The organism is Sphingomonas sp. BL-S-29, from assembly GCF_055521495.1.
Window position 1 is genome coordinate 4,753,571 of record NZ_CM145482.1, and the last position, 18,863, is coordinate 4,772,433.

15 protein-coding genes are annotated in these 18,863 nt (G+C 66.6%); 9 read left to right on the forward strand and 6 right to left on the reverse strand.

What is annotated here, in order from left to right:
- Nucleotides 1-64 precede the first annotated feature (64 nt).
- A complete protein-coding gene (locus ACZ1I2_RS22630) occupies nt 65-2,095 on the reverse strand; it encodes an outer membrane protein assembly factor BamB family protein (RefSeq protein WP_465175759.1) in 2,031 nt (676 codons plus the stop codon).
- Between the two features lie 322 nt (nt 2,096-2,417).
- Here ACZ1I2_RS22630 and ACZ1I2_RS22635 point away from each other — a divergent pair, with 322 nt between their 5' ends.
- Nucleotides 2,418-2,744, forward strand: coding sequence for a hypothetical protein (locus tag ACZ1I2_RS22635; RefSeq protein WP_465171934.1), 327 nt, complete (start codon nt 2,418-2,420; stop codon nt 2,742-2,744).
- A 123-nt stretch (nt 2,745-2,867) separates the two neighbouring features.
- Nucleotides 2,868-5,792, forward strand: a complete 2,925-nt coding sequence (locus ACZ1I2_RS22640; RefSeq protein ID WP_465175758.1) for a TonB-dependent receptor domain-containing protein — start codon at nt 2,868-2,870, stop codon at nt 5,790-5,792.
- Between the two features lie 522 nt (nt 5,793-6,314).
- On the opposite strand, the gene ACZ1I2_RS22645 is transcribed toward ACZ1I2_RS22640, so the two are convergent.
- From ACZ1I2_RS22645 to ACZ1I2_RS22665, 5 genes are all read right to left on the reverse strand, one after another.
- A complete protein-coding gene (locus ACZ1I2_RS22645) occupies nt 6,315-8,660 on the reverse strand; it encodes a membrane-bound PQQ-dependent dehydrogenase, glucose/quinate/shikimate family (RefSeq protein WP_465175757.1) in 2,346 nt (781 codons plus the stop codon).
- A gap of 81 nt (nt 8,661-8,741) precedes the next feature.
- Entirely contained in the window at nt 8,742-9,893 is a 1,152-nt protein-coding gene (locus ACZ1I2_RS22650; RefSeq protein ID WP_465181537.1) for an L-lactate dehydrogenase, read from the reverse strand.
- 115 nt (nt 9,894-10,008) lie between these two features.
- Nucleotides 10,009-10,896, reverse strand: coding sequence for an amidohydrolase family protein (locus tag ACZ1I2_RS22655; RefSeq protein ID WP_465175756.1), 888 nt, complete (start codon nt 10,894-10,896; stop codon nt 10,009-10,011).
- Nucleotides 10,893-11,942, reverse strand: a complete 1,050-nt coding sequence (locus tag ACZ1I2_RS22660; RefSeq protein ID WP_465175755.1) for a 4-oxalomesaconate tautomerase — start codon at nt 11,940-11,942, stop codon at nt 10,893-10,895. Before ACZ1I2_RS22660 ends, ACZ1I2_RS22655 begins: the two co-directional genes overlap by 4 nt.
- A gap of 165 nt (nt 11,943-12,107) precedes the next feature.
- Nucleotides 12,108-12,782: a 4-carboxy-4-hydroxy-2-oxoadipate aldolase/oxaloacetate decarboxylase gene (locus tag ACZ1I2_RS22665; RefSeq protein WP_465175754.1), complete on the reverse strand. Its 675-nt coding sequence runs from the start codon at nt 12,780-12,782 to the stop codon at nt 12,108-12,110.
- A 98-nt stretch (nt 12,783-12,880) separates the two neighbouring features.
- On the opposite strand from ACZ1I2_RS22665, the gene ACZ1I2_RS22670 reads away from it, so the two are divergent.
- From ACZ1I2_RS22670 to ACZ1I2_RS22700, 7 genes are all read left to right on the forward strand, one after another.
- Nucleotides 12,881-14,089 (forward strand): LysR family transcriptional regulator, encoded by a 1,209-nt coding sequence (locus tag ACZ1I2_RS22670; protein ID WP_465175753.1) that lies wholly within the window; start codon nt 12,881-12,883, stop codon nt 14,087-14,089.
- Between the two features lie 54 nt (nt 14,090-14,143).
- Nucleotides 14,144-15,094, forward strand: coding sequence for an NAD(P)-dependent oxidoreductase (locus ACZ1I2_RS22675; RefSeq protein WP_465175752.1), 951 nt, complete (start codon nt 14,144-14,146; stop codon nt 15,092-15,094).
- On the forward strand, nt 15,091-16,116 hold the full coding sequence (locus tag ACZ1I2_RS22680) for an amidohydrolase family protein (RefSeq protein ID WP_465171925.1): 1,026 nt from the start codon (nt 15,091-15,093) through the stop codon (nt 16,114-16,116). Before ACZ1I2_RS22675 ends, ACZ1I2_RS22680 begins: the two co-directional genes overlap by 4 nt.
- On the forward strand, nt 16,113-16,523 hold the full coding sequence (gene ligA, locus ACZ1I2_RS22685; RefSeq protein WP_465171924.1) for a protocatechuate 4,5-dioxygenase subunit alpha: 411 nt from the start codon (nt 16,113-16,115) through the stop codon (nt 16,521-16,523). The genes ACZ1I2_RS22680 and ligA overlap by 4 nt, the downstream gene beginning before the upstream one ends.
- 1 nt (nt 16,524) lies before the next feature.
- Nucleotides 16,525-17,364, forward strand: a complete 840-nt coding sequence (locus ACZ1I2_RS22690; RefSeq protein ID WP_465175751.1) for a class III extradiol dioxygenase subunit beta — start codon at nt 16,525-16,527, stop codon at nt 17,362-17,364.
- Between the two features lie 164 nt (nt 17,365-17,528).
- Complete coding sequence (locus ACZ1I2_RS22695) at nt 17,529-18,470, forward strand: Gfo/Idh/MocA family oxidoreductase (protein ID WP_465175750.1); 942 nt, start codon at nt 17,529-17,531, stop codon at nt 18,468-18,470.
- A 1-nt stretch (nt 18,471) separates the two neighbouring features.
- Nucleotides 18,472-18,855, forward strand: coding sequence for a hypothetical protein (locus tag ACZ1I2_RS22700; protein WP_465175749.1), 384 nt, complete (start codon nt 18,472-18,474; stop codon nt 18,853-18,855).
- The last annotated feature ends 8 nt before the right edge of the window (nt 18,856-18,863 follow it).

The window sequence follows — 18,863 nt, forward strand, 5'->3', positions numbered from 1 at the left end:
TCGGTCTGGTTGAAGCCATCGTCCTCAGTTCCTGGTGCCGCCGACAGAGCCGGCGCGATTTCGGTTATCCGGGCAGGCGATACGCCACGAGTTCGCCCGGCTCGCCCGGGTTGGTCGTCGCGATCACGAGATATTGCTTGCTGCCCATCGAATAGGTCATCGGCGATCCGGTCGCCCGCTTCGCCATGCGAACGCGGCCGACCTCGGCACCGGTCTTCTTGTCATAGGCCTTGAGCCAGGCGCCCTTGACGCCGTTCAGCGTCGTCGCGGTGCCGTCGCCGGCGATCACCAGCGTCTTGGTCACCAGCGTGCCGACCTTGCCGATGCTGCCCGTGGTCGGGATCGTCAGGCCCTTGAGATCGGGGTGGTTGCGCACCTCGTCAGGCGTCTCGCCATGCGGCACCTGCCAGGCGATCTCCCCCTTGTTGAGGTCGATCGCGGTGATCCGGCCATAAGGCGGCTTGAGCAGCGGCAGGCCCCTTATGGTGAGCCGGGTCGGCCGCCGCCCTGCCTCGTCGGGGGCGGAGACCATGCCCGGTACCATCGCCTGATCGGTCACCCTGGGGTCGGCCGGCTTGTTGGCCAGGCCGCCATAGGACAGGTTCGAAAAGACGTAGAGCATGTTGGTTTCGGGATCGAGCGCCCCGCCCGGCCATTGCCCCGCCCCGTCGCCATACGGCGTGACGAGCGACGCGCGCGGCCGCGGCCACTGGCTGAAGGTCGGCGGCAGGAACGGCCCGCCCTCGCCATAGCGGTAATCCTGGATCAGCTTGGTCGCCTCGGCGCGCAGCTCGGGCGTGAAGTCGATCAGCTCGTCCACCGTCACCGTCTGGCGATCGAACGCCGGCGGCTTGGTGACATGGGGCTGAGTCGGCGCATACCATTCGGTCGGCACGTCGCCCTTGGGCACCTTGCGTTCGGGGATCGGCCAGACCGGCTTGCCCGTCACCCGGTCGAGCACATAGACCCAGGCCTGTTTGCTCGGCTGGGCGATCGCCTTGATCTTGCGGCCGTTGACATTGATGTCGGCCAGGATCGACGCGCAGGGCACGTCATAATCCCACATGCCGTGATGGACGAACTGGAAGTGCCAGCGCCGCACGCCCGTCTTGACGTCGAGCGCGACCAGGCTTTCGCCGAACAGGCCCGCGCCGGGCCGCGACCCGCCATACCAGTCGCCGGTCGGCAGCTCGACGCCGACATAGACCAGGCCGAGTTCGGGATCGGCGCTCATCTGCGCCCAGCTGCCGGCATTGCCGGTGAACACTTCGGACCCGTTCAGCCAGGTGTCGTTGCCGAACTCGCCCTTTTGCGGGATGGTGTGGAAGATCCACAGCCGCTTGCCGGTGCGAATGTCATAGCCGCGGATCGCGCCCTTGATGTGCTTCTTCATCGGCGTCGAGGACGGCAGATGCGCCGCGCCGACGACGATGATGTCGCCCACCACCAAAGGCGTCGCATGAAGCCCGATATCGGCGCCGACCAGGTCGACATCGTCCTGGTCGAGCCCCGTCTTCAGGTCGACCACGCCCTGATCGCCAAAGCCCGGGATCGGATCGCCGGTCGCGGCATCGAGCGCGATCAGCCGGTATCCCGGCGTCACGTACAGGATCCGCTTCTCCCTGCCGTCGGTCCAGTAGCTGAGGCCACGGCCGCTGCCCGGGCGCACGGCCTTCTCGCCGCGCGCGCCCTCGTCGATATTGTACTTCCACAGCATCTCGCCCGTCCGCGCATTGAGCGCGACCGCGGCGCGGCGCGATCCGGCGGTGAGGTACAGCACCCCGTCCACCATCAGCGGCGTCGCCTGGAGATTGGGGTCGGGCGATGGGCCGAGATTGTCCGGGCGGAAGCGCCAGGCGACTTCGAGCTTCGAGAAATTGGCCGCACTGATCTGGTCGAGCGGCGCATAGCGCGTGCTCGACAGGCCACCGCCATAGGTGCGCCATTCGCCCTTGTCGGTACCGGCGGACAGATCGGGGTTGCCGGGTACCAGCGGCGCGCCGAGACCCTGCGCCAGCACGGCCGGCGCCCGCGCCGCCAGGACGAGCGCGATCCCGGTCTGGCAAAGCTGGCGGCGGGTGAACCCCTGCGTCATGCGATCCGTCTCTCCTCGGCCCCAGGCCGTTTTTTCGTTCTTCACGGGTGAATGAACCTGTCGTCAGCACGGCTTCGCCTCGCCGACATCATCCCCCCGGGGCGCTGCTTCACGCCGTCGTCATGCCCCCAAGCGTCCGGTCGAGCGCCCAAAGTGTCAACGCAACCATGGCATATCCTCTCATGTATTGAGAGCGAACCATGCCCGTTCATTGGAGCGCCAGCGGGGCTGGGATAGCTGCCGCATCACGAAAAGCCGTTCAGGCCCGGTGCACCCGCCCGAGGCCAGAAGAGGCGAAGAACCAGTGAATAGGAAGAGTTGGATGCAGGGTATCGGTCGCAAGACATTCACGGCTTCAGCCGGCCTGCTGGCGTTCGCCGTGCTCGGCACCGGGGCGCTGGCCCAGGCCGATCCCGCACCGGCGGCAGAACCGGCGATCAAGCCCGTGGTCGAGAAGACCTGTGCGAGCTGCCATGTCTTCACCCAGGTGAGCGCGCAGCGGAAGACGCCCGATCAATGGGCCCTCACGGTCGATCAGATGATCGGTTACGGCGCGACGGTGTCGGACGAGGATTACCCCAAGTTCGTCGACTATCTGAGCAAGACCTATCCCGCCCAAAGCGGTGGCGAGAAGCCCGCCGGGCGCTGACGCTCAACAGTTGAGAGGCAATTGAGCGCCCTTCTCATTGCTTGAGAAGCCGGGCGCCACTGACTTTGACGCGTAAAGCTCAATACTATCCTCTCCCCCTCATAACAAAAAGGGGAGCGGATCATGGTGACTTCGCGAATCACGGCGACATGGCGGGCCTATCTATTGGCGCTTGCCACCGGTCTTTCGATTATTTCAATGCCGGCTCTTGCCCAACAGACCGCGCCGCCGGCGCCGCTTCCCTTCGAGACTGCCGATGCGGCCGAGCAGGAAGACATCGTCGTCACCGGCACCAGCATCCGCGGTGCCGCGCCGGTCGGGTCGAACGTCGTCGCGGTCGGCCGCAAGGATATCGAATCGACCTCCGCCCAGACCGTGCAGCAGATCCTGCGCACCATTCCCTCGATCACTGGCTCCGGCGCGACGCCGCAGGGCGGCAATCCGGGCAATTCCTTCTACGCCCCGACCATCCACAGCCTCGGGTCGAGCTCATCCAACTCCACCCTGGTACTGATCGACGGGCACCGCATCTCGCCGGGCAGCCAGCAACAGACGCTGACCGATCCCAATATCGTCCCGCCGATCGCGCTGGAACGAGTCGAGGTGCTCGCCGAGGGTGCCTCCTCGGTCTACGGCTCGGACGCGGTCGCCGGCGTGGTCAACTTCATCACGCGACGCAACTACAAGGGCTTCGAAGTCACCGGCCAGGCCGGTTTCGGCGACGGCTATCGCACCTATAATGCCGGGGCGCTGTGGGGCACGCGCTGGGACGGCGGCTGGGCGATGCTCGCCTATAATTATTCCAACCGCAGCGCGCTCCAGTTCGCCGATCGCGATTTCCTCAACCGCGACCATCGTCCGCAGGGCGGCACCAATTTAGGCTCCTTCTTCTGCTCGCCGGCATCGATCCAGCCCTCGGGCGTGTCGGGCATCTATGTCTCGCCGACCTCGGCCGCGCCGATCGCCAACACCGCCGCGAACTCGCCCTGCCAGCTCACCGCGCTCGGCGACATCTTCCCGCGCGAGGAACGCCATAATGCGATGGTCAAGTTCAACCAGGAGATCGGCGACAAGCTGACGGTCGGGCTGGACATGGTCTATTCGCGTGTCACCAACCGCCAGCAGACCTCGCGCGGGACGATCACCTCGACCGTGTCGCGCACCGGCGCCCAGGCCAATCCCTTTTACGTGAACCCTCCCGGCGCGCTGCCGGGCACGACCGCGGGCGACAAGCAGACCATCCGCTTCAACGCCGACGATCTGCTCGGCCCGGGCGCCTATAACGACAATAACGCGACCGATTATTACGGCGCGCTCAACCTGGAATATAAGCTCGACGGCAATTTCCGGATCACCGCACTCGGCCTGTACGGCCGCGAGGACAGCTTTGTCGGCAACAAGGGGCAGATCTGCGCGAGCTGCGCCAATCTCGCGCTCAACGGCACCACCAACAGCAGCGGCGGCCTGACCACGCCATCGATCCCCGGCACCAACATCATCGTCACCGAGCTGCCGCTGACCGCGGACAACGCTCTCGACGTCTGGAATGTCGGTTCGGCCAACCGCACTTCGGCGGCAGTGCGGGCGCGGCTGATCGACAACGAGACCCGCTCGATGTGGTATTATTCGCTCGCCCAGGCGCGGCTCGGCATCGACGGCACGCTCTTCTCGATCGGCGGCGGCGACGTGCGCATGGCGATCGGCGGCGAGTTCGCCCGCTACGGGCTGGAGATGAACCGCAACCGGCCGAACAATACCGGCCCCTCGTCACGTGGCTCGGAAGCCTTTTACCTGTTCCTCGAGCGCAACGTGAAATCGGCCTATGCCGAACTCAACATCCCGCTGGTCGGTGCGGGCAACGAGATGCCCTTTGTCCGCCGCTTCGACATCAGCCTGTCGGGCCGGGTCGACGATTACAGCGAGATCGGCACCACGACCAATCCGCGCGTCGCGCTGGGCTGGGAACCGACCCAGGGCATCCGCTTTCGCGGCAATTACTCCCGCTCCTTCGTCGCCCCGCAGCTGACCAGCGTCGGCGACGTGACCCGCAACGGCCTGACCAGCTTTTCGGGTTATGGCGGGTCGAACCAGTCGCTGATCAACATCCCGGTGTCGCGTTTCCCGCAGGTCGCGCTGGTGCCCGGCGTCACCTGCTCCGGCGGCTTCTGCACCGTGCCGAGCACGGTCAACGGCATCACCGTAAACGGCGGCCCGCCCAATCCGGAACCAGGCCGCGGCATCAGCTGGTCGATCGGCTTCGACCTCACGCCGCCCTGGCTGCCGGGCTTCCGGGCGGGCTTCACCCTGTTCAACACCAAGCTGATCAACCAGATCACCGGCACCAGCGCCTCGAACGCGATCAGCAGCGACGCGCTGGCCGACCGGCTGCAATTCTTCCCGAACGGCGCGACTCAGGCGGATATCACGGGCGTCGTCGGCGATTTCCCGCTGTCCGCGCCGGTCAACACGCCGACCTATTACATCTTGTCGGTGCGCCAGGGGAATGTGCTCAACCTCGACATCCAGGGCATCGACGCGAATATCGACTACAGGCTGGAAACGGGATCGGCCGGCGCTTTCCGCCTCGGCGGATCGATTTCCTATTTCACCCGGTTCGACCAGAAGTTGCGCGGCGGCAAGACCTTCAGCGTGCTCAACACCACCGGCTTCAACAACACCTTTCCGTCGATCCAGACTCAGGCGCGCGCCAATCTCGGCTGGGATATCGGGCCGGTCTCGACCACGATCTTCGCCAATCATGTCGGCAGCTATCGCAACTGGTCGGGCTCGACCGTCGCGCCGATCGTTACGGTGGACGGCCTGCCCTCCAGCGGCGGCGACAAGGTGCGCTCGAACACGACCTTCGACCTCAACCTTACCTATACTCTGCCCGGCTCGGGATCGCTCGGCGGCAGCCAGATCTTCGTCGACGCAACCAATCTCTTCGATCGCGAACCGGCCTTCTACAATGGCGCCAATGGCTATGACCAATATTCGGGCAACCCGATCGGCCGGGTGATCACGATCGGGCTCCGCGCGAAATTCTGACCCCCCGAGCCGGGTATCCGACCTGGCCCTTGGCGGCGACGGCATCCCCCGTCGCCGCTTTTTTTGGGCTCAGGAGCCGGCGACGACATTGCTTATCGACCAATTGGGTCTCCCCAAATGTCCCACGTCAGGCACCGCGGGGTTCGTATGCAGAAAATTAAATAGCTGATATATAATGACTTATTTCACACTGTCGCCGTAACGGCCAGAGATATGGGACATGCTGGTGTCCCATATCTCCGGGCACTGGCGGGCGTCGATTCAACCGTGAGATTGGATCTGGCAGATCATCCCTTGCCGGGCGTGGACCGGTTCGCTCTTTCTTAACGTCGAAAGCAGGATTGTCGGAGGGCGAGCGCGAAGGCGTCGCCTTAGCTTCCAATCGCTCGCCCCTTCTCCCTTTCGAACCACTCTTCTGTCCCCGCGAAGGAGTGACCCAGACTGGGCTCCCGCCTTTGCGGGAGCACAAGGAGTCGTACAGCGCTTCGACAATTGCTTATTCGAAAGGGCCGTTCACGCCCCTTACCGCTTCAACCGATAGGCAATGAAATAATCCCCCGGCCGGTCGCGCAGCGATCCGCCGCCCGCTGCGATCACCACATATTGATGCCCGTCGCGCCCGCGATAGCTCATCGGGGTGGCGTGGCCCGATACCGGCAGCTTGTCCTGCCATAATATCTTGCCCGTACCCGTATCGACCGCGCGAAACATCTCGTCCTGGGTCGCGGCGATGAAGATCAGCCCGCTCGCCGTCGCGATCGATCCGCCGATGTTCGGCGCGCCGAGCGGCAGCGGCAGGCCGAGGCCGAAGCCCCAAGGCCCGCTATTGCGGGAATCGCCGAGCGTGCGCATCCACAGCACCTTGCGCGTCTTCAGGTCGATCGCGGTCAGATAGCCATAAGGCGGGCGCTGGCACGGCACCTGAAGGCCGGATACGAACGGCCCCCAGTGAATCGCATAGGGCGTGCCCTCCATCGGTGCGCCCGGCGCCGAATGGGTCCTTGGGTCGCTCTTCACCACCAGCCCCTCGGCCTTCGCCTGGACGCGCGTGATCAGTTCGTCGCGGTCGGCCATGTGGTTGGAATTGACGATCAGCAGCCCGCGGCTTTCGTCCACCGAGACGCTGCCCCAGTCGATCCCGCCCAGCTCGCCGGGATAGCGCAAGGTTGGCCCAAGCCGGGGCGGGGTGAACATCCCCTCATAATGCGCGCGGCGGAACTGGACACGGCACCAGAGCTGATCGAACGGGGTGAGGCCCCACATGTCCAGCTCCTCGAGCGGCTTGCCCGCGACATCGGGCATGCCGACGGCAAAGGGCTGGGTCGGCGAACCGCGCTCGCCCGGCAGGGTCGATCTGGGGACCTGGCGCTCCTCCACCTTGATCAGCGGCGTGCCGGTGCGGCGGTCGAGCACGAACAGCTGGCCGGTCTTGGTCGGCAGGATCAACCCGGGTGTGGTGCCGTTGCCGGTCGGAAAGTCCACCAGCACCGGCTGGGCGGCTAGGTCATAATCCCACAGATCGTGCCGCACTGCCTGGAAGGTCCAGCGCACCGCGCCGGTCGCCGCGTCGAGCGCCACCAGCGACGAGGTGACCCGCTCCGTCTCCGGGCTGCGCTGGCCGCCGACGAAATCGGGGCTGCCATTGCCCATCGGGATATAGACCAGGCCGAGCGCATCGTCGCCGCTGAACAGGGTCCAGCTATTGGGGGTCGAGGGCATGTAGTGCTGCCCCGGCGGCAGCGGCCTTGTGTCGTTGGGCCGGCCGGGGTCGAACGCCCAGCGGATCTTGCCCGTCACCGCATCATAGCCGCGGATCACGCCCGGCGGCACCTTGGTCGCCTGGTTGTCCGCGACATAGGCGCCGATCACCGCGACGCCGTTGACGATGGTCGGCGGCGAGGTCGGGTGCGACCAGCGTTTCGGGAAATCGCCGATGCCGTCCTGCAGGCTGGTCGCGCCGCCCTCGCCGAAGCTCGTGCACGGCTTGCCGGTCTTCGCATCGAGCGCGATCAGGCGATTGTCGATCGTGCCGAGGATCAGCCGCGTGGGGCATTCCGCCACGCCCGCCGGCGCGCGGAAAAAGGCGATGCCGCGGCATGCCGGATGCCCGCCCGAATTCTCGGCGAGCCTGGGGTCATGACGCCATAATTGCCTGCCGGTGACCGGATCGAGCGCGAACACGCTGCTGAACGCGGTGCAGCCATAGAATATGCCGTCGACCATCAGCGGCGTGACCTGCAACCCGCCCTTGCGCTTGCCGCCGGGCATGGTGAGCCCGGAGCGGAAGGTCCAGGCGCGTTCGAGCCCGGTCACATTGGCAGGCGTGATCTCGGCCAGCGGCGAGAAGCGCGTGCCGCCGAGCGAATTGCCGTAATGCGCCCAGTCGCCATTTGCCGCGACCGCGCGCGGCTGGCCGCTCCACTGCGCCGGCCCCGCCTCGAACGGCGAATGGAGAGCCCAGGCGAGGAGGAAGATGGCCGTCGCCGATCCGATGCATATCCATAACACCCGGCGTTCCGCTCGCGACGAGGCGCAGACCAGCGCCACCGCCACGCCGCCGACGATCCAGAAGACCAGCCGCGGCATCAGCGCCCAGGGATCGAGCCCGACTTCCCACAGCCCCCAGAAAGTCGTACCGAGCAGGATGACGGCATAGAGAAGCGCGACCGCTGGTTTGCGCAGCCCCGCGAGCACGGCCGTGCCGATCGCCGCCAGCCCGGCGATCGCATAATAAGCCGAACCGCCGATGCCCAGCAGCGCGAGCCCCGGCACCAGCAGCGCCAGGCCGGCGGCCAGCAGGATCAGCGCGACGGGATAGCTGAGCCAGCGCGATCCCGGCTTGCGCGCCCCGTTCGATGCTCCGGCCATCTCCATCCCCTCAACGCGTCTTGTTTGCGTGGGAGCATAGCGCAAGCCCGCCGCCGGCGATGGCCATCGGTGTTCGGGCGCTCACTTGTTGAGAGGCAGCAGGATGTCGGGCGAAAGATCGGCGATGCTGGTCTGGCCGGTCAGCGCCATCGCCACCGCCATCTCGTGCCGCAACAGGTCGAGCATCGTGGCGACGCCCGCTTGGCCCCGCGCGGCCAGCGCAAAGGCCCAGGGCCGGCCGAGCAGCACGCCCTTCGCGCCGAGCGCCAGCGCGCGCAGCACATCCACGCCGGAGCGGATGCCGCTGTCCATCAATATCTCGGCCCGTCCGCCCACTGCCTTCGCCACCGCCGGCAGCGCGGCGATCGTCGAGGGCGCGCCATCGAGCTGGCGGCCGCCATGGTTGGACACGATGATACTATCGGCCCCGGCATCGCACGCCGCCAGTGCATCGTCGGGGTCGAGCACGCCCTTGATCACCAGCCGCCCGTTCCAGTGCTGGCGGATCCAGTCGAGGTCCTTCCAGGTGATCGAGGCATCGAAATTGCGCCCGACCCAGGCGAGGAACTGGCTCAGCCCCGCGCCCTCCTTCATCACCGGCGCAAAATTGCCGAGCGTGTGCGGCCCGCCGCGCACGCCGACGTCCCAAGCCCAGCCCGGCCGGCGCGCGATCTGCGAGAAACGGCGCAATTGCGTGTCGAGACCCTGCACGCCGGCCAGCCCCGACCGCACGTCGCGGTAGCGCGCGCTCTGCATCGCCAGGTCGACGGTGAGCACCAGCGTATCCACCCCCAGCGCTGCGGCACGCCCCAGCAGGTCGCGCATGAAATCCCGGTCGCGGATCATGTAGAGTTGCAGCGTCACCGGACCTGTCACCGCGGCCGTCACTTCTTCGAGGCTGCAACACGACACCGCCGACAGGACAAACGGCACGCCCTTCGCCTCGGCCGCGCGCGCCGCCTGCACTTCGCCGCGCCGCGCATTGAGCCCCGCCAGCCCGACCGGCCCTAGCGCGATCGGCAACGCGACCTCGCGGCCCATCATCCTGGTGGACAGGTCGATCGCGGAGACGTCGCGCATCACCTGCTGGCGCAACTTCAACGCCTGCATGTCGGCGACGTTGCTGCGCATCGTCGCCTCGGAATAGGAGCCGCCATCGATATAGTCGAACAGGAAGCGCGGCAGGCGCGCCTTTGCCAGCACGCGGAAATCGTCAAGGCACGCGGCGATCAAAATACGCTCCTATCCGGCAAGGAGTGCAACCTGATCGCGAAACGGCTGCGGGGTAAAGCGGATATCCCGCCGATCCCCTCATCTTCTGAGAGGGCCGGCGAGATCGGGCGAGAGCTTATGCCTCTTCGGGCCAGTAGAGCCGCATCGGATTGGCCACGAGCAGCTTGTGCTGAAGCGCCGCGGTCGGGGCGATGCGGGGAATCACGTCGACCAGCCCGCCATCATCGGGGATGCGATGCTCCATGTTCGGGTGCGGCCAGTCGGTGCCCCACAGCACCCGGTCCTGATAGTCCTCGACCAGCGGCCGCACCGCTTCGACGAAATCGTCATAGGGTTCGCCCCGTAGCGACAGCCGGTCGGGGCAGGTCACCTTGGTCCAGATATCGTCGCGGCTGTCGAGCAGCGCGCGAAAGGCGCGCATGTCCGCGCCGTCGGGTCCCTGGGTAACGTCCGGCCGGCCCATATGGTCGATCACGATCGGCACCGGGATGGCGGCGAGGAACGGCTTCATTTCCTCCAGGATATCCGCCTCGAAATAGACCACGACATGCCAGCCCTTGGGCAGGCGGGCCGCCACGTCGAGGAACTTGTCCTTGGGCGCGTTGTCGACCAGCCGCTTGAGGAAGTTGAAGCGCACGCCGCGCATGCCGCCGTCATGCAGCGCCTGCAGCTCGGCGTCGGAGATCGCCGGATCGACCACCGCCACACCCCGCGCCTTGCCGTTCGACCTGGCGATAGCGTTCAGCGTGGCGGCATTGTCGGTGCCGTGACAGCTCGCCTGGACGATCACGTTGCGCGCGAAACCGAGATGGTCGCGCAGCGCGAACAACATGTCCGGCCCGGCATCCTGGGGCTGATATTTGGCAAGCGGGCTGAACGGGAAGTCGGCCGCCGGACCGAAGACATGGCAATGCGCATCGACCGCGCCGGGCGGCGGCGCGAACTGCGGCATCGAGGGATGCTCGGTCCAGCTGCGGATACGGCCCTGTTCGTCCGTGCTCATGCGAACACCACTCCGTCCATCAATTTACGCGCCGTACGCAGCAAGGCCGCGGTCGCGACCTGCCCGTCGGCGTCCAGGTCGAGCACGCAACTCATCTCGCCGGTCGGATGCTCGACCGACAGGGTCTTGCGGTTGCCCTCGGGGATGGAGGCGACCTCGGCCGCCGGCGAACCCGCGACCAGACAGGCCGTCGCGACGCTGACCGCGCCAAGCACGCCGATCGTGGCGTGCGCGCGGTGTGGGATGAAACTGCGCACCGTCACCGCGCCGCCATGCGCGGGCGGGGCGACGAGCATCATCTTGGGCACCGACTTTTCCGTGACGTCGCCCAGGTTCATCATCGGCCCGGCCTTCAGCCGGATCGCCTCGATCCGCGCCTTGAGGTCGGTCGCCGCGTCGAGCGTGTCGCGATCCTCATAGCCGGTCGCACCGAGATCCTCGGCCTTGAACACCACGCAGGGCATGCCGTTGTCGATCAGCGTGCAGGCGACGCCGTCGATCATATCGACCGCGTTGCCGGTCGGCAGCAGCGCGCCGCTGGACGATCCGGCGGTATCGCGGAATTCGAGCGGAATCGGCGCGGCGGTGCCGGGCACCCCATCGATCCGAGCCTCGCCTTCATAGATCGGCACGCCCCCGGGCGTCCGCACCGTGGCGACCGCGACCTGGCCGGTATTGACCATGAAGATCGCCACGCGCGTCTCGTCGCCCGTCGCGGAAAACAGCCCGCGCTCGATCGCGAAAGGCCCGACTCCGGCGAGCATGTTGCCGCAATTCTGCGCATCGGTGACGATCGCCTGATCAACGAACACCTGGAGAAAGAGATAGTCGACATCCACACCCGCGCGGGCAGATTTCGAGACGATGGCGACCTTGGAGGTCAACGGATCGGCCCCACCCATGCCGTCGATCTGGTTCGGATCGGGCGATCCCATCACGCGGAGGAGGAACGCGTCGCGTTCGGCTGTGTCGGCGGGCAGATCGTCGGCGAGGAAGAACCCGCCTTTCGACGTGCCCCCGCGCATCCACATGCAGCGAGCCTTCATAATTCCTCCCCCAGGAACTGGGGGAGGGGGACCATTTGCCTCTTCCGGCAAATGGTGGAGGGGGCCTTGCCCCGAACGCTGCGTCTGCGGCGAGGCCCCCTCCACCACGCGCTGAAGAAGCGCGCGGTCCCCCTCCCCCGCTGCGCGAGGGAGGAATGAAGAACGTCACTCATAACTCAACCCCAGCTCCGCCAGCTTCCCGCGCATGTCATAGATGTCGAGCCCCAGTTCCCCCGCCGCCAGCCGCTGCCGCTTCGATTCCTCCGCCGCTTCGCGCGCCTGCGCCTTTTGCAGCACCGCCGCGGCATCGGCCCGCTTGACCACGCATACCCCGTCGTCATCGGCAACGATCACGTCGCCCGCCTCGATAGCCGCGCCCGCGCAAACGATCGGGACATTGACCGAGCCGAGCGTCGCCTTGATCGTGCCTTGCGCGAACACTGCCTTCGACCACACCGGAAAGCCCATCTGGGTCAGGTCGCGCACATCGCGTACCCCGGCATCGATCACCAGCCCGCGACACCCCCGCGCCATCGCCGAGGTCGCGAGCAGGTCGCCGAAATAGCCGTCCTCGCATGGCGAGGTGGGCGCCAGCACCAGGATATCGCCCTCGCGCAATTGCTCGATCGCGACATGGATCATCCAGTTGTCGCCCGGCGGCGCCGAGATGGTGACCGCTGAACCGGCGATGCGGGCGCCGGGATAGATTGGCCGCAGCCGGCTGGCGAGCAGCCCGATCCGCCCCTGCGCTTCATGCACCGTCGCAACACCAGCGGCACCAAGCCCGTCGATCACCGCCATCTCGGCGCGCTCGATTGAACGAATGACTCGACCCGCCATGCTGACCTCCTGCGTGAAGCGCCCGCCCTAGGCAGCGCGGGCGCGCCGCCCCAATCACAATTGCACGCGCCCGATAAGTTTTTGCTATAGGTGCGTTGATGGTTACCCCCTTCGACATGAACCTGCGACATCTCAGGTCGCTCTCGGCGATCGCCGCGCATCGCAGCATGAATGCCGCGGCACAGGCCGTGAACCTGTCGCAGCCGGCGCTCACCCAGGGCCTCGCCAAGCTCGAACGGCAGCTCGGCACAGCCCTGTTCGATCGCCATCCCGACGGCGTCACCCCGACCGAGGCCGGGGTGCTGATGGCGGATCGGGCGACCACCGCGTTCGACTATCTGACGGTCGCGACCAGGCCGGCGCTGCGGCGCGGCGGGCGGGGATTCGCCCGGCCCGAACAGCTTATGACGGCAAGCCAGCTCCACGCCTTTCTCGCGCTGGCCGATGCCGGCAGCTTCGTCGCCGCCGCGACGGCGACCGGCCTGTCCCAGCCCGCGCTCCACCGCGCGGTCCGCGATCTGGAGCAGATCTGCGGCCTGGCGCTGGCCGAGCGGCGTGGGCGCGGCGTGGTCCTGACGACGATGGGACGGCGGCTCGCGCGCGGGGTAAGGCTGGCCGCGACCGAGCTGGCGGCCGGCATCGCTGAAGTGGCCGGCGCGCAGGACAGCGGGCGGATCGCGATCGGGGCGATGCCGCTGTCGCGCGCGCTGATCCTGCCCGCCGCGATCGCCGCCTTCGTCCAGGGATCGCCGCGCGCGCTGGTCGATGTCGCCGAAGGATCGTGGCGCGAGCTGGTCGAGCCGCTGCGCGACGGCGTGATCGACCTGATGATCGGGGCGCTGCGTGATGAGACGCCGCCCGGCCTCGATCAGCGCGCCCTATTCACTGACCGGCTGGCGGTGATCGGCCGCGCGGAGCACCCGCTTGCCGCCAGGGTCGAGGTGACGCTGGACGACCTGTCGCATTATGGCTGGATCGTCGGCCAGGCCGAAACGCCGCTGCGGGGCCATTGGGACACCCTGTTCGCCGGTCGCACGGCTCCCGAGGCGCCGATCGAGTGCGGGTCAGTGATGGTGATCCGCGGCATATTGCGCGCCAGCGACCTGCTGACCCTGTTGTCGCCCGATCAGGTGGCGATGGAGATGCAGGGCGGCATCCTTGCCCAGATCGGCCGGCCGCTCGACCAGGGTGTCCGCACCATCGGCATCACCACCCGCACCGGCTGGCGCCCCACCGCCGCCCAGCGCCGCTTCATCGCGTTGCTGGAAATCGCGGTCGCCGACACAAGAATTCGGGAAAACCAATAAGCCGGTCGACAATTGGATTGGCACAGGGCTGCGCGCGTCACCTACCCCGGCCTCATGGATGCGGCATTCGCCTTTATCGGGTTTGGGGAAGCGGGCGCGGCCTTTGCCGGCGGCGCCCCGGCGCGCGGCTATGATCGCAAGACCGACCAGCCCGGCCTGCGCGCCGCCAAACTCGACGATTTCGCCCGAGCCAGCGTCATCGCCTGCACCGATGCCGCCGAAGCGACCGGGCACGCCCGCGCGATCTTCTCGCTGGTAACCGCCGACCAGGCGCTGGCTGCCGCCCGGACCGGTGCCGGGTCGATCGAGGCAGGCGCCTTCTGGTTCGACATGAACAGCGTCGCCCCGGACACCAAGCGCGACGCCGCGACGCTGATCGAGGCCGCCGGCGGCCGCTATGTCGATGTCGCGGTGATGTCGCCGGTCCATCCCGCCCGGCGCGCCGTGCCGTTGCTGCTCAGCGGACCGCATGCCGAGGCCGGCGCGGCGGCGCTGGCCGAGTTCGGGTTCACCAACGTCACGATCGTCGCCGGCGCGGTCGGCGCGGCCTCCTCGATCAAGATGATCCGTTCGGTGATGGTGAAGGGGCTTGAGGCGCTGACCGCCGAATGCTTCCTCGCGGCGGACAAGGCCGGCGTTTCGGCGGAGGTCGCCGCCTCGCTCAACGCGAGCTGGCCCGGCATCGATTGGGCCGACAAGGCCGATTACAATCTCGACCGCATGATGGTCCATGGCCTGCGCCGCGCGGCAGAGATGGAAGAGGTAGTGAAGACGCTCGATGCGCTCGGCACTGACTCCGCGATGACGCGCGGCACCGTGGAACGCCAGCGCGCGATCGGGGCGTTCGGGCTGGCGCCACCGGAAGGTCTCGCAGCCAAAATCGCTACCCTCTCCCCGTTCGTTTCGAGCGCAGTCGAGAAACAGGCGTCGGGCGCAGGTTTCTCGACTGCGCTCGAAACGAACGGAGATTCCACAATCCCAGACCGACAGGCGGACGCCGCATGACCCTGATCATCGATTGTCACGGCCATTACACCACTGCGCCGCCACAGCACGATGCGTGGCGCGACGCGCAAAAGGCCGCGTTCAAGGCCGGCGAGACGCCACCGCCCTACCCCGCCATCTCCGACGACGAGATCCGCGAGACGATCGAGGCGAACCAGCTCAAGCTCCTCAAGGAGCGCGGCGCGGACATGACGATCTTCAGCCCGCGCGCCTCGACCATGGCGCACCATGTCGGCGACGAGGCCGTGTCCAAGGCCTGGGCACGCGTCTCGAACGACCTGATCGCCCGCGTCGTCGGCCTCTATCCCGAGACCTTCGCCGGCGTGTGCATGCTGCCGCAATCGCCCAAGGCCGATCTGCAGGGCTCGATCGAGGAGCTCGAGCGCTGCGTCACCGAGCTCGGCTTCATCGGCTGCAACCTCAATCCCGATCCGGGCGGCGGGCACTTCGCCTTCCCCGCGCTGACCGACCGCTACTGGTATCCCTTCTACGAAAAGATGGTCGAGCTCGACGTGCCAGCGATGATTCACGTCTCGGGCTCGTGCAACCCGGCGCTCCACGCGACCGGCGCCTTCTACATCGCCGCCGACACCATCGCCTTCATGCAGCTCATTCAGGGTGATCTGTTCAGGGACTTCCCCGCCCTGCGCTTCATCATCCCGCATGGCGGGGGTGCCGTGCCCTATCATTGGGGGCGCTATCGCGGCCTGGCCGACATGCTCAAGCAGCCGGCCCTCGACACGCATGTGATGAACAATGTGTATTTCGACACGTGCGTCTATCACCAGCCCGGCATCGATCTGCTCGCCGAAGTGATCGACACCAGGAACATCCTGTTCGGCAGCGAGATGGTCGGCGCGGTGCGGGGCATCGACCCGCAGACCGGGCATTATTTCGACGACACCAAACGCTATGTGGACGCACTGCCCGTGAGCGCCGAGCGGAAACATGCCATCTTCGAGGGCAATGCGCGGCGCGTCTTCCCGCGCCTCGACGCCAAGCTCAAGGAAAGAGGCCTGTGACCGAACCCCGCGACATCCACGCCTATCTCGCCGAGTTCGACGACATCCCCGGCACGCGCGTCTTCACCGCAAAACGGGCACGCCAGGGCTATCACCTCAACCAGTTCGCGATGAGCCTGATGAAGGCGGAGAATCGCGAGCGGTGGAAAGCCGACGAGCGCGCCTATCTCGACGAATGGAAGCTCAGCGACGACCAGAAACAGGCAGTGCTCGATCGCGATTACAACCGCCTGCTCGATCTCGGCGGCAACATCTATTTCCTCGCCAAGGTCTTCTCGACGGACGGCCAGAGCTTCCTCCAGGCGGTCAGCACGATGAGCGGGATGAGCCTCGACGACTATTCCGCGATGATGATCGCCGGCGGCCGGTCCCCCGACGGCGTCCGCTCGATCAAAAAGGGTAATTGAGATGGCGCGCATCACTGCCGGCGTGGCGACCAGCCACATCCCCGCGCTCGGCGCCGCGATCGATCTCGGCAAGACGGGCGAGGACTATTGGAAGCCCGCCTTTGCCGGTTACGACTGGACCAGGGCGTGGGAGAAGAACGCGAAGCCCGATGTCGTGATCCTGGTCTATAACGACCATGCCTCCGCCTTCGACATGAAGATCATCCCGACCTTCGCGATCGGCTGCGCCGAGGAATTCCAGCCCGCCGACGAAGGCTGGGGCCCGCGCAAGGTGCCGGTGGTCGAGGGCCATCCCGATCTCGCCTGGCACATCGCGCAGAGCCTGATCCTCGACGAGTTCGACATGACCATCATCAACGAGATGGACGTCGATCACGGCCTGACCGTGCCGCTGTCGATGATGTTCGGCCAGCCCGACGCCTGGCCGGTCAAGGTCATCCCGCTCGCGGTGAACGTCGTCACCTACCCGCCGCCCTCCGGCAATCGCTGCTGGGCGCTGGGCGAGGCGATCGCCCGCGCGGTCGAGAGTTTCCCGGAGGATCTGAACGTCCAGGTCTGGGGCACCGGCGGCATGAGCCATCAGCTCCAGGGCCCGCGCGCCGGGCTGATCAATCCGGTATGGGACAATGACTTCCTCGACGGGCTGATCGGCGACAGCGATCGCCTGCGCCACATCCCGCACATCGAATATCTGCGCGAGACGGGCAGCGAGGGCATCGAGATGGTGATGTGGCTCGTCATGCGCGGCGCGCTCGGCAAGGCGACGCGAGTCCTGCACCGGCATTATCACGTGCCCGCCAGCAATACGGCGGTCGGGCATATCGTGCTGGAGCCTGTGTGACTTTCTCCCCTCCCTGCAAGGGAGGGGCCGGGGGTGGGTGGCGAGCGCAAGCGAGCCCCACCGCCCTCACCGCATAAAGCGACGCCGAGGGCATCGAGCCCTCGTCGTCGCTCACCCACCCCTTGCCCCTCCCTTGCAGGGAGGGGATGAAGAAGGAGACAAGTATGAAAATCGCCTTGGCCGGAGCCGGCGCCTTCGGTGAAAAACATCTCGACGGCCTCAAGCTGATCCAGGGCGTCGAGGTCGTCTCCCTGGTCGGCCGCCGCCTCGAACCCACTCAGGCGATCGCCGACAAATACGGCATCGGCCACGCCACCACCGATCTCTCCGACAGCCTCGCGCGCGACGATGTCGATGCGGTGATCCTCTGCACCCCCACGCAAATGCACGCCGACCAGGCGATCCAGTGCATGGATGCGGGCAAGCATGTTCAGGTCGAGATCCCGCTCGCCGACAGCCTCGCCGATGCCGAGGCGGTGCTGGCGAAGCAGCAGGAAACCGGCCTCACCTGCATGGTCGGCCACACCCGCCGCTTCAATCCGAGCCACCAGTTCATCCACAACCGGATCGTGGCCGGCGACTTCAACATCCAGCAGATGGACGTCCAGACCTATTTCTTCCGCCGCAAGAACATGAACGCCAAGGGCGAGGCACGCAGCTGGACCGATCATCTGCTCTGGCATCACGCCGCGCATACCGTCGATCTGTTCGCCTATCAGGCCGGCCCGATCGTCAAGGCCAACGCGATCGAAGGGCCGATCCATCCCGAGCTCGGCATCGCCATGGACATGTCGATCCAGCTCAAGGCGGAAAGCGGCGCGATCTGCACGCTGTCGCTCAGCTTCAACAATGACGGGCCGCTCGGCACCTTCTTCCGCTATATCGGCGACACCGCGACCTATCTCGCCCGTTACGACGATCTCTTCACCGGCAAGGACGAGCAGATCGACGTGTCGAAAGTCGATGTCTCGATGAACGGCATCGAGCTGCAGGACCGCGAGTTCATCGCCGCGATCCGCGAGGGCCGCGAGCCCAACAGCTCGGTCGCGCAGGTCCTGCCCTGTTACCGCGTGCTCGACGCGCTCGAACAGCAGCTGGCAGCGTGACATGCCCGATTTCACCCCCCTTTCCCGCGAACTGAGCGCGCTCGAGGCGATCCAGGCCGAACTGGCCAGTATCGCTGACCGGACCGACGACGCACGGCGCCACGACCTGATCCGGTTACGCCGCGATCTCTCGCTCCGGATCGCCGAGGTCGGCAAGATCGCCGAGCCGATCTTCGGCACGGCGGAGGCCGGCATGGCCCAGGAATATCGCAGCAAATTCTCGCGGATGCGCTCGGCTGCGGCGCTCCATCAGGCCAATTGGCCCGCCGTGCGGCTGGGCGAAGACGCCGATCAATATCGGGCGTCCGCGCAAGGCGTGCGCCAGGCCAACAAGGAGTTCGTCGCCTGGGTGCGCGGCGCGCTCGATCAGCTTCGGAAAGACTGAATTTATGC

Excerpts from the sequence above, each read along its gene's own strand:
- ACZ1I2_RS22630 (WP_465175759.1), bottom strand. The coding sequence starts at position 2,095 with ATGACGCAGGGGTTCACCCGCCGCCAGCTTTGCCAGACCGGGATCGCG.
- ACZ1I2_RS22635 (WP_465171934.1), top strand. The coding sequence starts at position 2,418 with ATGCAGGGTATCGGTCGCAAGACATTCACGGCTTCAGCCGGCCTGCTG.
- ACZ1I2_RS22640 (WP_465175758.1), top strand. The coding sequence starts at position 2,868 with ATGGTGACTTCGCGAATCACGGCGACATGGCGGGCCTATCTATTGGCG.
- ACZ1I2_RS22645 (WP_465175757.1), bottom strand. The coding sequence starts at position 8,660 with ATGGCCGGAGCATCGAACGGGGCGCGCAAGCCGGGATCGCGCTGGCTC.
- ACZ1I2_RS22655 (WP_465175756.1), bottom strand. The coding sequence starts at position 10,896 with ATGAGCACGGACGAACAGGGCCGTATCCGCAGCTGGACCGAGCATCCC.
- ACZ1I2_RS22660 (WP_465175755.1), bottom strand. The coding sequence starts at position 11,942 with ATGAAGGCTCGCTGCATGTGGATGCGCGGGGGCACGTCGAAAGGCGGG.
- ACZ1I2_RS22665 (WP_465175754.1), bottom strand. The coding sequence starts at position 12,782 with ATGGCGGGTCGAGTCATTCGTTCAATCGAGCGCGCCGAGATGGCGGTG.
- ACZ1I2_RS22670 (WP_465175753.1), top strand. The coding sequence starts at position 12,881 with ATGGTTACCCCCTTCGACATGAACCTGCGACATCTCAGGTCGCTCTCG.
- ACZ1I2_RS22675 (WP_465175752.1), top strand. The coding sequence starts at position 14,144 with ATGGATGCGGCATTCGCCTTTATCGGGTTTGGGGAAGCGGGCGCGGCC.
- ACZ1I2_RS22680 (WP_465171925.1), top strand. The coding sequence starts at position 15,091 with ATGACCCTGATCATCGATTGTCACGGCCATTACACCACTGCGCCGCCA.
- ACZ1I2_RS22690 (WP_465175751.1), top strand. The coding sequence starts at position 16,525 with ATGGCGCGCATCACTGCCGGCGTGGCGACCAGCCACATCCCCGCGCTC.
- ACZ1I2_RS22695 (WP_465175750.1), top strand. The coding sequence starts at position 17,529 with ATGAAAATCGCCTTGGCCGGAGCCGGCGCCTTCGGTGAAAAACATCTC.
- ACZ1I2_RS22700 (WP_465175749.1), top strand. The coding sequence starts at position 18,472 with ATGCCCGATTTCACCCCCCTTTCCCGCGAACTGAGCGCGCTCGAGGCG.